The sequence below is a fragment of the Cellvibrio sp. PSBB023 genome (genome assembly GCF_002007605.1).
In the GTDB taxonomy this organism is placed as follows: Bacteria; Pseudomonadota; Gammaproteobacteria; order Pseudomonadales; family Cellvibrionaceae; genus Cellvibrio.
In genome coordinates, this window is sequence record NZ_CP019799.1 from 3,894,638 (window position 1) to 3,910,336 (window position 15,699).

At 47.5% G+C, this 15,699-nt stretch carries 10 protein-coding genes; all 10 read left to right on the forward strand.

Annotation, left to right across the window (positions count from 1 at the left end; translation table 11 throughout):
* Window positions 1–8 precede the first annotated feature (8 nt).
* Window positions 9–1,376: a GntP family permease gene (locus B0D95_RS16745; RefSeq protein WP_078044969.1), complete on the forward strand. Its 1,368-nt coding sequence runs from the start codon at window positions 9–11 to the stop codon at window positions 1,374–1,376.
* A gap of 34 nt (window positions 1,377–1,410) precedes the next feature.
* A complete protein-coding gene (locus tag B0D95_RS16750; RefSeq protein WP_078044970.1) occupies window positions 1,411–2,283 on the forward strand; it encodes a MurR/RpiR family transcriptional regulator in 873 nt (290 codons plus the stop codon).
* 16 nt (window positions 2,284–2,299) lie between these two features.
* Complete coding sequence (locus tag B0D95_RS16755) at window positions 2,300–3,757, forward strand: amidohydrolase family protein (RefSeq protein WP_246841636.1); 1,458 nt, start codon at window positions 2,300–2,302, stop codon at window positions 3,755–3,757.
* Window positions 3,758–3,931: 174 nt separating this feature from the next.
* Window positions 3,932–4,330 carry a RidA family protein gene (locus B0D95_RS16760; RefSeq protein ID WP_078044972.1) on the forward strand — a complete coding sequence of 133 codons (399 nt, stop codon included), beginning with the start codon at window positions 3,932–3,934 and terminating at the stop codon, window positions 4,328–4,330.
* Between the two features lie 13 nt (window positions 4,331–4,343).
* Entirely contained in the window at window positions 4,344–6,731 is a 2,388-nt protein-coding gene (locus B0D95_RS16765; protein WP_078044973.1) for a beta-N-acetylhexosaminidase, read from the forward strand.
* Window positions 6,732–6,936: 205 nt separating this feature from the next.
* Window positions 6,937–7,671, forward strand: coding sequence for an AraC family transcriptional regulator (locus B0D95_RS16770; protein WP_078044974.1), 735 nt, complete (start codon window positions 6,937–6,939; stop codon window positions 7,669–7,671).
* Between the two features lie 331 nt (window positions 7,672–8,002).
* The gene (locus tag B0D95_RS16775) at window positions 8,003–11,272 is read left to right on the forward strand and encodes a TonB-dependent receptor (RefSeq protein ID WP_078044975.1); all 3,270 of its coding nucleotides are present in this window, start codon (window positions 8,003–8,005) and stop codon (window positions 11,270–11,272) included.
* 165 nt (window positions 11,273–11,437) lie between these two features.
* The gene (locus B0D95_RS16780) at window positions 11,438–12,949 is read left to right on the forward strand and encodes a tryptophan halogenase family protein (RefSeq protein WP_078044976.1); all 1,512 of its coding nucleotides are present in this window, start codon (window positions 11,438–11,440) and stop codon (window positions 12,947–12,949) included.
* A gap of 34 nt (window positions 12,950–12,983) precedes the next feature.
* A complete protein-coding gene (locus tag B0D95_RS16785; protein WP_078044977.1) occupies window positions 12,984–14,000 on the forward strand; it encodes a cupin-like domain-containing protein in 1,017 nt (338 codons plus the stop codon).
* Window positions 14,001–14,005: 5 nt separating this feature from the next.
* Window positions 14,006–15,502: a tryptophan halogenase family protein gene (locus tag B0D95_RS16790; protein WP_078044978.1), complete on the forward strand. Its 1,497-nt coding sequence runs from the start codon at window positions 14,006–14,008 to the stop codon at window positions 15,500–15,502.
* Window positions 15,503–15,699: the final 197 nt, after the last annotated feature.

A 15,699-nucleotide genomic window follows, 5' to 3' on the forward strand; every position in this document is an offset into this window, starting at 1 on the left:
GCGCGCCCATGGACGCTCTCTCCTCCTCGCTGTTAACGCCCGGGCAATGGCTGCTGGTCTATGCCGCCATCAGTATTATCGCGCTGATTTTATTGATCGCCCGCTATCGCCTGAACCCCTTTATTACGCTCACGCTGGTATCGCTCGGGCTGGGGTTGATGGCCGGTATTCCAGCAAAAGATGTGGTGTTCGTGTACGAGGCGGGCGTGGGCAAAACGCTGGGCCATATCGCGCTGGTCGTCGCACTGGGCACCATGCTTGGCAAAATGATGGCGGAGTCGGGCGGCGCCGAGCAAATCGCGCGCACCATGATCCGTTGGTTCGGCGAAAAAAATGTGCACTGGGCCATGGTGTTTATCGCCTTCCTTGTCGGCTTCCCGATTTTTTTTGAAGTCGGATTTGTATTGTTAATTCCCATTGCCTTTAACGTCGCGCGGCGCACAGGCACTTCCATGTTACTGGTTGGCCTGCCGATGGTGGCGGGGCTGTCGGTAGTGCACGGCTTGGTGCCTCCGCATCCGGCAGCGATGATTGCGGTGGGCGAGTACCAGGCGAATGTTGGCCGCACTATTTTTTATGCATTGATCGTGGGGATTCCCACCGCCATTATCGCCGGGCCCATTTTTGCCAAATGGATTGCGCCCAAAATCCAATTGCCTGCACACAATCCCTTGGAAGAACAATTTATCCACGCCGATGCAGAGCGTCAGCTGCCCGGTTTTGGCATCACCTTATTCACCATCATGCTGCCAGTGGTATTGATGTTGTTGGGCGGCTGGGCTGATTTGATTGCCGGGCGCGGCACGCGCCTGAATGACTTTTTGTTGTTTATCGGCAACTCTGTTGTTGCGCTGTTAATTGCAACCCTCGTGAGTTTTTACACACTCGGATTAGCGCGCGGATTTAACCGCGATTCTATTTTGAAATTCAGCCACGACTGTTTGGCGCCCACGGCAGGCATCACTTTATTGGTGGGCGCCGGCGGTGGTTTGAATCGCATTTTGGTGGAAGCGGGCATCGCCAAAGAAATTGTTGCCTTCTCATCAGACATGGCATTAACGCCGTTGATGATGGGCTGGTTGGTTGCTGCCTTAATGCGCATCGCCACCGGTTCTGCAACGGTGGCCATGAGCACAGCGGCGGGAATTGTTGCACCAATTGCGCTTGCGGCGGGTTATCCGCATCCAGAATTATTGGTGATTGCCACCGGTGCCGGTTCACTGATTTTGTCCCACGTGAATGACGGCGGTTTTTGGTTAATCAAAGAATATTTCAATATGACAGTCACCCAGACGTTAAAAACCTGGACGGTACTGGAAACCATAATCTCTTTTGTTGCGCTTGCATTTGTATCGCTGCTTGCAGCCATGATGTAAGCGAATTGAACATTTAAAAACAGGTTGTAAAACGATGACGGCTTTGTTCGATATTGTGTACCACATTCGCGCCAGTCGCGATCGTCTCTCGGCCACCGAGCAAAAAGTGGCAGATATTATTTTGGACGATATCGCCTTCGCCGCCTCGGCCAGCATTGATCAACTGGCAGTAAAAGCAAACGTGAGCATTGCAACCATTTCGCGCTTCGCCAAATCCGTTGGCTGCGACGATATTCGCGACCTGAAATTAAAACTGGCGCAGGCCAGCGCCGTAGGTACCCGCTTTTTAGCCGAGGTTCCCGCACTGGAAGAAAGTGCGTTTTATTCGCAAATTTGCAGCGAAGTGGAATCCACTTTGCGCGCGAACCTCGCCCGATTTGTGGAAGCCGATTTTCGCAGCGCGGCCAGCGCATTAAATAATGCGCGCTTGATTTATATCGGCGGCATGGGCGGCGGTTCAACCATGCTTGCAGAGGAAGTGCAGTTTCGTATCGCGCGTTTGGGCATTGCGGTTACTGCCTATCACGACCCGGTATTGTTGCGCATGTTCGCCGCCACCCTGACAGAAAAAGATGTATTAGTGCTGCTGTCTGTCACCGGTGTAACCCCTGAATTATTGGAAGTGGCCGATATTGCACGGGAATACGGCGCGCAGATTATTGTGCTCTCGGCGCCCTCATCGCCGCTCGCCGAAAAAGCCAGTTTATTTATTCCGATTGTCACCGAAGAGACCGATTTTATTTACAAGCCTTCTGCATCGCGTTACGGCATGTTGTTGGCGATTGATTTGCTCGCCACTGAATTGGCCCTGGTGCGCAAAACTGAAAGCAAGGAATTATTGCGCCGGGTGAAGTTTGCGCTGGATGAATACCGTGGCGGCGATAACCGGTTGCCGCTGGGCGATTAAATCGAGGAACTCGTTTGTGACCTTTGATTGTGTGATTTACAACGCGTTGATTCTCGATGGTAGTGGCGCCGCCGCTGTCCGCAGCGACCTGGCCATTAAGGCGGGAAAAATCGCTGCGCTCGGCAGTTTGACCGACGCGGCGTCAGTGAATGTTTTTGATGCGCAGGGACTAGTGCTGGCGCCCGGTTTTATCGACGTGCACACCCATGACGATATTCAAGTCATTCGCACACCCAATATGCTGCCTAAAATTTCCCAAGGCATCACCACGGTAATTGTGGGTAATTGCGGCATTAGCGCGAGTCCGGTCACGCTCAAGGATCATTTACCCGATCCTATGAATTTGTTAGGCAATATCAATGATTTTCGCTTCGCTAATTTGACCAGCTATAAACACGCGGTGAACACAGCGCGCCCTGCAGTCAATGTAGCCGCATTAATTGGTCACACCGCGCTGCGCAATAATCACATGGATCGTCTCGATCGTGTCGCAACGGTGGATGAAATTACGGCGATGCGTGAACAGTTGCGCAATGCGTTAGCCGAAGGTGCACTGGGTTTGTCATCCGGTTTGGCTTACGCCTCCGCCTTTGCCAGCACCACGGATGAAGTGAAACAACTCGCGCAGGAATTAAACGCGGCTGGTGGTATTTACACCACCCATTTGCGCACAGAGTTTGATGAAATTATTGCCGCACTCGATGAAGCGTTTGTGATTGGCGAACACGCGCAGGCGCCGGTCATTGTGTCGCATTTAAAATGTGCGGGCGCGGGCAATTGGGGCCGCAGCGGCGAAGTGCTGGATAAATTGGAACAAGCCGCTGCGCGACACCCGGTCGGGTGTGATTGTTATCCCTACAGCGCCAGTTCATCGACCCTGGATTTACAACAAGTCACCAGCGATTTCGACATAGTGATTACCTGGAGCAAACCGCACCCCGAACAAGGCGGAAAAACATTAGCGGATATCGCACACGCATGGCAGGTGGATCTGCTCACCGCTGCGAAAAAATTGCAGCCCGCCGGTGCGGTGTACCACGGCATGAGCGAAACCGATGTGCAACATATTCTTGCGCATCCACTCACCATGGTCGGGTCTGATGGTTTACCGGTCGACCCGCTGCCTCACCCGCGTTTATGGGGCGCGTTTCCCCGCGTGCTCGGGCACTACAGTCGCGATTTAAAACTGTTCGGGTTACCGGAAGCCGTGCGCAAAATGACACGTTTGTCGGCAGATCGTTTTGGTTTGGATGATCGCGGCCGCATAGAGGTTGGTGCTGCTGCTGATCTGGTTATTTTTAATCCGGATACTGTGAAAGATGCAGCAACCTTTGCCCAACCCCAACAATTAGCGGAAGGTATAGAGGCCGTGTGGGTGAATGGTGTGCTCACTTACAGCGGCAAAAAAATTACCGGCAAACGCGCCGGTAAATTTTTGGAAAGACAGCGGGATTTGCGGATTGGATTTTATTAATTGAATCCCCCAGCCCCCCTTTTTCAAAGGGGGGAAATACAAAGCGCCTCTATTTCGAAGAGGGGAGTACAAAGTTCCCCCTTTGAAAAAGGGGGCCAGGGGGACTCGCTTTTATTCCCCCCTTTGAAAAAGGGGGCCAGGGGGATTTAAAAGCTATTAATCGAGAGAAAGAAAATGTCAGCAATTAAACGTTACGGTGTTGAAGGTGGTAAAGGAACCGGTGGACAGCATTTGCCCTTTGCGCGCGCGGTGCAAGCCGATGGATGGCTCTATGTATCCGGTCAGGTACCGATGGTAAATGGTGAAGTAATCGATGGCGGTATTGTCGCCCAGTCCCATCAAGCGATTAAAAATGTGCTCGCTATTTTAAGCGAAGCCGGTTACGGCCCGGAGGATGTTGTGCGCTGCGGCGTATGGTTGGATGATCCCCGTGACTTTATGTCGTTTAATCGAGTGTTTATGGAATATTTCGGCGCTAATCCACCTGCGCGTGCCTGCGTGGTTTCCAGCATGGTGGTGGATTGCAAAGTCGAAGTAGATTGCGTTGCCTATAAAAAATTCCACACAGAATAAGAGTGATTAAGCCATGTTTCGTTTGCTGTTGTTGATTGTTGGTCTTACGGTTTCGCTGCTTGCAACGGCACAGTCGCCGTTGTTACCGCTTATGCCTTACCCACAACAACTGGTGCAATCAACAGATCAACCGTCGTTGCAACCGGGGCGCGACTGGCGATTGGCGGTAAACGGAACTGTGACGCCGGAATTAAACGCAGCACTGAAACGTTTTGCGCAACGTACTTATAAACAAACCGGCATTCCTGTTCGCTGGAAAAAAAGCACCGCTGCCAAGGCAACACTAGTGATCAACCTGAAAGATTCACGCAGCATGTCGCCTCACATCAGTGAATGGGATGAATCCTATGAGTTGGTGATTAATCAACAGCAAATCCAACTCAGTGCCAATCAACACCTCGGTGTATTGCGCGCGATGGAAACCTTACTGCAATTGATTGGCGGTGCAGAAAAAACTATTCAACTGCCTCAGGTGAGCATTCGCGATGTGCCGCGTTTTCCGTGGCGAGGTTTATTGCTGGATACCTCGCGGCATTTCTTTTCGGTGGACACCATCAAGCGCCAAATCGATGCAATGGCTGCAGCGAAATACAATATATTTCATTGGCATTTAACCGATGACCAGGGTTGGCGTTTTGAATCCAAACGCTATCCAAAATTACAGGCCTTGGCATCTGACGGGCAGTATTACACTCGCAAACAAATGCGCGAGGTTGTCGCTTATGCGCAGGCGCGCGGTATTCAAGTCTTGCCAGAAATAGATGTGCCCGGTCATGCCAGTGCTATAGCGGTAGCCTATCCGGAATTAATGTCGGCCCCTGGCCCTTATGCGATGGAGTACCGCTGGGGTGTGCATAAGCCCACGCTGAATCCTGCCAACGAAAACGTGTACGTTTTTATTGATGCCTTAGTCGCAGAAGTAAAAGCATTATTTCCTTTTGAATACTTGCATATTGGTGGTGACGAGGTAGATCCGGAGCATTGGGATAATAATGCCGATATACAAGATTTTATGCAGGCGAATAAGCTGAAGGATAGTCATGCACTGCAGGCTTATTTTAATCAGCGAGTGCAGCAAATCTTGCAAAAACACCAACGCAAAATGATCGGTTGGGATGAAATACAGCACAAGGATCTGCCAAAGGATATTGTGATCCAATCCTGGCGCGGGCCTGATGCGGTTAGTGAATCCGTTGCTGCCGGTTTTCAAGCGATTTTATCAACCGGTTATTATTTGGATCAGCCGCAGTCGGCGGCCTATCATTATCGTAATGACCCAATACCACCACCGCCTTATACCCACAGTGCATTGGTATCAAGTGATCAACAGGACGCGCTATCCAGTTGGTCGTTTGTGATGCCGCGTAAACGGGGGAGCCCGGTGACGGGCAGTTTCACCTTGATTGATGTGCAAGAAGGATTCGTTGATTTTACCGGCAAATCGCGCCGTGCTGTGGTCGTGCAAAAAAGCGAAAAAGATGCTGCCGTATTTTCATTGGATACCTGGATGGGGCCTGTTGAGTTTCGGGTGAAATTTAGCGGCGATGAATTGCAAGGTGTTGCGATTGTAGGTAATGCGCCCTATGCGCTATCCGGTAAAAAAAATGCACCAAAAGTGATAGCGAAAAGCGAAAAAGTGACTCCACTGAGTGCACAATCCCAGCGTTTAATTCTCGGTGGTGAAGCTGCGTTGTGGGCTGAAATTGTCGACGAGCAGTCCATAGACCTGCGGCTCTGGCCGCGTGCATTTATTGTTGCTGAGCGGCTCTGGTCGGCGCAAGAATTGCAAGATGAAAATGTAATGTACCAGCGCATGAATGCAATTGCGGCCTGGGCAGAAAAATCGACAGGCTTATTGCACCGGCAACAAACCGAGCGCGCCTTACAGCGACTGTTTAGCAGCAAGGATATCCAGCCCGCCGCGGTATTTATTGAGCTTCTGGAACCGGCTTACTACTACCATCGGCAACACGAAAAATCAGCTAATGAAAGTTATTCCAAGGTGGACCCACTCAACCGCTTGGTGGATGCGCTACCGGCAGAAAATGATAGCTTGCGGCAATTTAATCAGCGCTTGACGCGCTGGTTGGTAAATCCGGTAGCAGGAAACGATTACAGCGCATTGCGCGCGCAATTGCAGCGCTGGTCAGGCAATCGCGCAGCATTGGCACCATTGTTGAAGGAGCAGCCTTCATTGAATTCGCTGGCTGACAAAACGCAGGAAATTGTCGAGCTTACGCAGATGTTGCTTGATAAACGTTTACATCAGCAGTCGCTCTCGCCTGCAGAGCAAAAAACCTTGGAAAAACAGTTATCAAACGACCTGCAGATAGAGCAGGAAATGATAGTTGCTTTAGTATTTTCGGCAGAAAAAATCCTGAATTCGTTTACACGCCACTGAGGTGGATAAATTAATGCGGGATTATTGTAAATTTATTTGACAACGTTGTCCTTTCGCGGTTAAGTTCATCTAGCCGGAAGCTATTAAGATCGCGTAGGTGGCGAAGAATAATTAACGAAGCGTAGACCTGTTGGATGACAGGGGTGGCAATGATCCTAATCATGCCTACTGCACTACGACTCAATGTGCCTATGGGTAGACTGATATGGTTGAAGTAGCACTCTTGGCAATAAAAGACCTGTCGTTGCTGATGAGCAGTGCGTTGGTGTTGATACTGTTGTGTTTGTTGATCTTACGTCCACATCAAAACGCGTTTCGCTATGTATACAGGTGTTGCCTCGTACTGTTTTTTGTTGTGGGCATAGTGCGCATGCTCGCATCCTTGCTGGATTGGGATATAGATGTTGATGCCGCACTACTGCTGGTCATCAACAATATTTTATTCATGGTTGGCTGTGTGTTTTTTTGGTTGGGCCCCCGCTGGTTTATGCACGCCCCGCTTATTGCTCGCGGCGCACGACATTCGGGTTCCCATTCACACAAATTGACAAGCGACGAATCCGGCACAGTTGCCGACGTTATCGCCATGGAAACCCAGCCGCAACTGGCGGAAAAGTTAACGGAATTTATGGTGTTGCAAAAACCTTATTTGGAGCCGCACATCACCGTAGAGCGCCTTGCCGCCAAGTTAAATGTATCGCCCAAATTATTGTCGAGCACTATTAATAATGAGTTGCACATGAACTTTTTTGAGTTGATAAGCAACTACCGTGTAGCGGAAGCAAAACAACGTTTACTGGATGCGGAACTCAGTGAAAAACCCATCTGCGAAATCATGAAAAGCTGCGGTTTTAACAGTAAGTCCGTATTCAACCAGGCATTTAAGAAAGCGGTTGGCGTTACTCCCAGTCATTATCGCCAACAGCATAATCAACCGTGATTTGGCCTTTTTTCTTGCAGGCATAACGCAGATAACACCCGCGATAATTGCGCTGTTTTATATAAGGCTTTTAAGGTTTTCTAACGTTCGACTTTTGGTAAACGGCAGTTCGACTTTTCGTTTACTGTGGCGCCAAAAAAAACAGAATGTTAGTTTCAGAATTTGCGCTTCAACGAAAAAATAATGGCACTTTTTGTATTGAGTGGTGTTCAGCCGATCAATCATTAACAGTTGCTTCAAGTGCAAATGGGGAAAGTCATCGGATTTATAAAGCAATCATTCTTTATAGGTACCGGTATTTTTGCGAGAGAAAAAACTAAAGGGGTTACTTATGTTTAACAGCAAAAAAGGTGTGACAGAAATGTCCGGGAGCCACTTCAAGCGCTCACTGCTCGCCGTATCTATTATGGCGCTCAGCGTTCCAACGTTTGCACAAACCAATAGCACATCTAACGAGATGGAAGAGGTTGTTGTAACCGGCATGCGCAATAGCTTGGATACAGCACAAGAATTAAAGCGTAATGCTGACACGGTAAAAGATGTTATTACTGCATCTGATATTGGCGCATTGCCGGATAAATCTGTAACCGAAGCCTTGCAGCGTGTTCCAGGTGTAACCATTGAACGGTTTGCATCTTCCGATGACCCAAAACACTATGCTGACGAAGGTACCGGTGTATTGGTGCGCGGTCTGGATCGCGTGCGCTCGGAAATTAACGGCCGCGATGCGTTCAGTGCTAACCCTTGGGGTGGCCTGAGCTATGAAGATTTTCCGGCAGAGTTGTTAGGTGCGGTAGAAGTTGTCAAAAACCAAACCGCTGACCTGATTTCAGGTGGTATCGCGGGCACGGTTAACCTGATTACCCGCAAGCCATTCGATTCCGATGAGCGTTTGCTTTCTTTCAACGCTAAAGCTAACTACGGTGATTTCCGTGAAGAAGTTACCCCGTCATTCTCTGCTCTATTTGCAGATAGTTGGGAGACAAGTGCCGGTAAATTTGGTTTCTTGGTTGCAGGGTCCCAATCAGAATATAAATCGCGTGGTGATGGTGTTGGCTTGGGGAACTTCCAGTCGCGCGGGGTAGATAACACCGTCGTTTATGATGAATGGGGAACTCCTGGAGTAGGTATTACACCCGGCAGTTTCTCGCACCCTTGTGTTCCGGGTGACCCTGGTTGGCGTAATTGTGACAATCTGGGATTCCCTGACGCTGTTAAATACACTGCTGCTGATGCGCCTTATGAAGGCTCGGCACTTACTGGTCAAGAAGAAGGGGTAACTTGGTATACGCCTTCGCAGTATCATATGAGTACCGCTGAGAATGACCGCGAGCGTACCGGTTTTACTACCTCGCTACAGTGGGCTAACAACGATGAAACCGTTGTTGCTACTCTGGAGCATATCAACTCCAAAGCCTCGCTGGAGTATGATGAGCGCCGTGTTGGTCATGCTGCCCAAGGCTTCAAGGGTTTTATGGGCAGTTCGCATGATTGGCTGGATCAGGCCGATGCTGGGCGCCCTAGAACCTTTGATGCTAATGGTCATTTGACATCGGGTGTGGGTGTGAGCAGCAATGCTGAGGTTCCACTCTTTTATATTACTCGTTGGAACTACAACGAAAATACGGTTGAAGATACTTCGTTCAATCTGGCACTGACTCCTTCTGATCGCCTGAAAATATCTCTTGATTATCAACACATAGATTCTGAAAAGCTGGTGCATAACTACAGTATGTCGGGCCAGACGCGCGGTGGCGCAAATGCTTCGGGTACGCTATTACCCTTCTTCCTCGATTTGCGTGGCGATCTCCCCACTATCGAGTACCTGAATACTACGGATTTTACCGGCTGGATCAATGAAAGCGCGCTGGAGCCGGAGGTGTTTATCGGTTCGGGTATGCAACAGGAAGAACTCAATAATGCTAAATCAGACAGCTTTAAAATTGATGTGGAATACGCGCTGGATGGCATTTTCACAGCAGTCAAGGGCGGTGTTTATTTCACCGATAAATCTCTGACCGTACGTGATACTGAGTATGCTGGCTGGTCACCCATTTCTACCGCTTGGGTCAATGATCAACGTTCTGCTTCAGCGGCGGTAAATCATCCTGAACTGTACGAAAGAATTGATTTCTCAGATTTCTATAACGGCGAAGTCCTGCGGGGTGATATACAGAGCTTCCTGTTCCCTAGCGTCGATTTGGTAAAAAACTACGCTCAATCCCTGCGCGATGGTTGTGCAGCTGGCTGGTCTACCGTGGGCGATTCTGCTGGTAATGCTGCGGATAAGAGCGGCGGCTGTGCCATTCCTTATGAAGATATGGAGGAGCGTAACGGCACTCATTTTGCGCCGTATGATATAAGTGAATCCGGTGAGAAGCGTACAGAGTTTTACCTGCGTGGTGATTTCGAGTTTGCGGATCTGGCCGTACCTATTAAAGGTAATGTTGGTCTTCGCTATGTTAACTATAAATTGGAATCTACCGGTTACACGGTGTTGCCGCCTGCAGGTAGTCGTGGCAGTGCACAAACGGCTGCATTCCTGCTAGCTCAATATCCGAGTGTTTATAACCTTGCTGGTGGTGAGTCGCAATTAAGCACGGTTGAGGGTACCGACTACGATACTGTTTTGCCGAGCTTGAACCTGACCTTTGGTATTACTGATGATCTAATCGTTCGCTTTGGTGCATCCCAAGGTTTGTATTACCCAAGTCTGTTGGATACTCGCAACCGGGTGATCCTTGGCATGGATGTTGATCCGCTGCTTCAAGATGAGTCTTTGCCGCAGGATGAAACCAGCAACCCGGTTATTGGTATCGAAAGTGTTTCTCTCACCGCTCAGGCCAGCAACCCCTTCCTGGAACCTGAAGAGTCGGTCAACTTCGATTTAACCACTGAATGGTATTTTGCTCAGGCGGGTTCGGTGAGTGTTGGCGTGTTCCATAAAGAATTGGATAACATCATCCGCAACAGACAATTCGATCTGAGTTTCACTCACGATGGTGCAGAGAATGTTGTTTCTGCCTATGGTCCGGCTAATACCGGTTCGGGTACGATCCGTGGTGTGGAGTTCTCCTACTCGCAGTTCTACGATATGTTGCCAGGAGCTTGGAGTGGTTTAGGTTTACAATTTAACTATACCTTTATTGACCAAAGTGGTCTGGAAGACCCTAATGGTGCGATAGCACCGGGCACTCGCTTTAACGCCGCTGGTGAGCAGATTATTGATGAGCGTAATACCTTCCGTGTATTCAGCGGTTTGCCGTTACAAGGTTACTCTGACGAAAACCTGAATATTGTTGGTATGTATGAATACAACGATATTTCATTCCGTCTTGCGTACACATGGCGCTCTGAGTACCTGTTGACGTTGCGCGAGTCTGAAGACTTCGCGCCTGTTTACGCCAAAGCAACAGGAATGATGGATGCGAGCCTGTACTACGCCATCAACGACACCTGGAAAGTTGGTATCGAAGGCAGCAACCTGCTTAATAATGATACCAAGACGCAATATCAGATGAATCAGGAAGGTTTAAGAACTGATGCGTTAAGCTTCACCACTGACCGTCGTTACGCCTTGAGTGTCCGAGCAACTTTCTAATAGTTGTTTCATTGAAATACGCTGATAGATATGTGTGAAAAAAACGCGCCGCAGTAATGCGGCGCGTTTTTTAGTGAAGTACTATTTTGTGATTTTCTCTTTAGTTAGATACAGCTAAACGACCATGACCGTACATGGTGAAGATTTTATGGATTCGATTTTACTATGCAAAATAATTTGAACTCTATTTGTATTGTCGGTGGTGGAACAGCAGGTTGGATGGCTGCTAGTTTGTTGTCTTCCTCGCTGCAAGGTACGGGTATAAAAATTACCGTTGTTGAATCACCAGACATTGCCATTATTGGCGTAGGTGAGTCTACTGTACCCTCAATTCTGGAGTTTTTGCGTGTTTGTCGAATTAACCTGAAAGAATTTGTTCAAGCTACATCGGCGAGTTTTAAACTGGGGATTCGCTTTGAAGATTGGCTAAAACCTGGTGAGCATTATTTTCATCCTTTTGGTCGAGTTGGGCAGGATCTGCATGGTTTTGAATTTTACCAGGCATGGTTAAAAACCTGTGCTGATGGACATGTATCGCGTTGGGTTGATCATTCACCTTGCGCAATCATGGCTGAAAATCATCGATTTATGTTGCGCCCTCCGCAGGAGCAAAATTGGGTGTTGCGTAACACTGGCCATGCGCTGCATTTTGATGCAGTTTTGGTTGCTCGCTATTTACGGGAGTTTTCATTAGCTCGTGGGGTAGAGCGAATTGAAGCAACGGTTGATAACGTGATTGTTGATGAGCGCCAATTTATCAGTGCGTTAGAACTAAATAACGGTACGACAATTACTAACGATTTTTTTGTGGATTGCACTGGTTTTAAAGGTCTTTTAATTGCGGAGGCCTTAAACGTTGGCTACGAGGACTGGACCCATTACTTACCCTGCAATCGTGCAATTGCTGTGCAAACCACTAATACCGGCGAGCCTTCACCCTTTACTACTGCTACCGCCCGTGAAGCGGGTTGGACCTGGAAAATTCCATTACAGCATCGCACCGGCAATGGCTATGTTTTTTCCGGCGAACACTGTTCTGATGAAAAGGCCATTGATACCTTGTTAAAAGCAGTTGATGGTGAATTGCTTATTGAACCGCGTGTGATTCCTTTTACCACTGGTCGCCGCAAAAAAGTCTGGCACAACAATTGTCTGTCGGTAGGGCTTGCCTCCGGCTTTTTGGAACCATTGGAATCAACTGCCATTCATTTGGTGTATAAAGTATTGCTGCGTTTTATTAGTCATTTCCCCGATAAAGATTTTGATCTGCGTGTTGAGCAAGCGTTTAACCAAAAGATCAATCTTGATTATCAAGAGGTACGCGACTTTATTATTTTGCATTATTGCACCACCAACCGTGATGATACTGAATTCTGGCGCTGGTGCCAGAATATGCCTATACCTGATTCATTGAATGAAAAAATCCACTTATTTCGTGAGCGCGGTGAGTTAGAACACAGCTATGGCCAATTTTTTAGTCAGGACAGTTGGTGTTCAATTCTAGAAGGCATGAATGTACGTCCAAAAAAATATCACCCATTAATGGATGGATTTGACAGTCAGGGGCTGGCAAAAACATTGCGAGAAAATGTGCAGGATATTTACTCAACCGTAATGCAAATGCCAAAACACGGCGATTTTATCCGGCAACACTGCGCAGCAAAAAAAGTGCTGTAAACGTTGGAACCTTTCCATACAGGTAACGAATGATATGACGGTCTATAAGCAGATCCCTGAATATCGCGGGCTTCAAGCGCAACAATTTTTCGAGCAAATTGCTGTTGAGCAAAGACCCGTGGTTATGCGTGGTTTTGCTCAGGATTGGCCATTAGTGGCAGCAGCAAAAAAAACGCCGCAAGATTTTGCTGCTTATCTGGTACGTTTTTACACCGGTAAAAAAGCCAGAATTTTTGTCGCACCTCCTGCCGCTAATAAACGCTTTTATTATAACGATGATATGACCGGTGTGAATTATCTTAGCGGTGAGGAGCGCGTGGATTTATTTTTAGGGCGTTTGCTGGAATTGATGGATAGGGAAATTTACCCTGCCATCTCTATGCAAAACTCTTTGCCCAGTGAGTTGCTTCCGGGATTGAGTGAGGAAAATAAGTCCAACTTTTTTCCTGATATTGAACCGCGTCTGTGGGTTGGTAATGAAGGTATTGTCAGTACCCACTATGATGGCTCTGACAATATCGCTTGCGTGGTTGCCGGGCGCAGGCGCTTTGTGTTGTTTCCACCGGAGCAGCTTGGCAATTTATATCCAGGCCCACTCAACTTTACGCCAGCAGGTGCGCCCACCAGTATGGTCAATTTGCATGAGCCGGACTTTGAACGTTATCCCCATTTCAAAACCGCACTGGATAATGCCTATTCGGCAGAACTGGAGCCGGGCGATGCCATTTTTATTCCCATGCTTTGGTGGCATCATGTGGAGTCACTGGAAAAAGTGAATGCATTGATGAACTACTGGTGGAATGGTTCTTCTGCGAAAGGAGCAACATCACCAAGTCCGATTGACAGTTTGAATATCGCCTTGTTGGCGATGCGTGATTTAACACCCAAGCAACGCAATGCCTGGCGCTGTATGTTTGACCATTATTTGTTTAATCAGGGTATAGATCCGACTTCTTATATTCCTGAGCATCAGCAGCATGTACTGGGAAAATTGTCGCCAGAGTATATCCGGGCGGCTAAAGATTCTTTTATCGAAAAATTAAAGAAATAATAGTTATGCAAAAGCCACAAAAAATAGTGATCGTCGGTGGTGGTACAGCAGGGTGGATGACTGCTAATTTATTAGCCGCTCGTTGGGGCGGTATAGAAATTGGTTTGCTGGAATCCAGTGACATCGGCATTATCGGTGTAGGCGAAGGTTCAACACCCCATTTAAAATTCTTTTTTGATGAGGTAGGCATTGAAGAATCAGAGTGGATGCCTCGTTGTAACGCGACCTATAAAAATGGTATTTCATTTGTAAATTGGTCATCCATTCCCGGATTCGAGAGTTATTTCCATCCATTTCCTGCACAAACAGATGACATTTTTACTGTCCCGGCTTTTTTAAGCAGCATTCATGCGCGTATGCAAGGCTATAACGTGAATGCGCATCCGGATTCTTATTTTTTAGAAACCTATATTACCCAAAAAAATCTTGGCCCTATCCCAACAGAGAATTTTCCTTTTGGTGTTGCCTACGGATACCATTTTGATTCGGGTTTGTTGGGGCAATATCTTGCTGAAAAAGCTGTCAGCAGGGGTGTCAAGCGTATTTTTGGCACGGTGACAGAAGTGCTAATGAATGAGTCGGGCGAGCTTTCATCGGTGCGTCTGGATGATGATAGCCAGTTGGCGGCTGACTTTTTTATCGATTGCTCCGGGTTTAAATCATTGCTTTTACAAAGTGCATTAAAAGTCACCTATAAAAGTTTTAAAGAAAATCTCTTTAATAATGCGGCGGTAGTAATGCCGACAGCAATGGCTGAAATCATACCTCCTGAAACTAAATCAACAGCTCTTTCAAATGGCTGGGCATGGAAAATTCCATTAACCAATCGCTTTGGCAATGGTTATGTGTACAGCGCCGATTACATTACGCCAGACCAGGCCGAAGCAGAACTCAGGCAACACTTGGGTATGCTCGATAGTGATGTTGCTGCCAGACACTTGCAGATGAAGGTAGGGCGAGTTGAAAAACATTGGGCAAAAAATTGTGTAGCTGTAGGCTTGTCCCAAGGATTTATTGAGCCATTAGAAGCAACTGCACTTGCCTTGTCGTTTAATACTGTTTCGGCGTTTATTAAATGTTACGAAAAAGGCGCATATACCAATCAATATGAAGATGAATTTAATAAAGAAATGAATGCACGATTTGATGGTGTGAGGGATTATATTGTTTGCCATTACAAAGCGAACCAGCGAAAAGATACGGATTATTGGAAAGATAATGCGGCCAATACACATTTGTCAGATGTGCTAAAACAAGTGCTCCATTTCTGGCAGGCGGGTGGTGATTTTGCAAAAAATATGTATGCCAATAATTTGATAGGTAGTTATCAACCAAAATCCTGGGCCTGTTTGCTTGCAGGTTATGGTGTTTTCCCTCCATTGCGCGCTAGTGAAAATGATGATCACTACAAGTCTCTACATGATATGGCGCAATTGGCAGATTTTATTCGCCGATGCGGACTGAATTTTAAAAAGCATAATGAATTACTTCGGTTAACGTAAATTAATTGTATTGGGTAATAAAGTACGCATCTTTAGTGTAGAAAATAATAACTACCCGATCTTTTTTATGAATACTCTTCTTTTTACCGTTCGACTTTCGGCGTTACCAAAAGTCATCATTGTCGCTACCAAAAACAGCTGCTAGTGTTTCATTGAGTGGTTTTATCTGGCGAATGTTTAACGCGAGCAAGGCGATG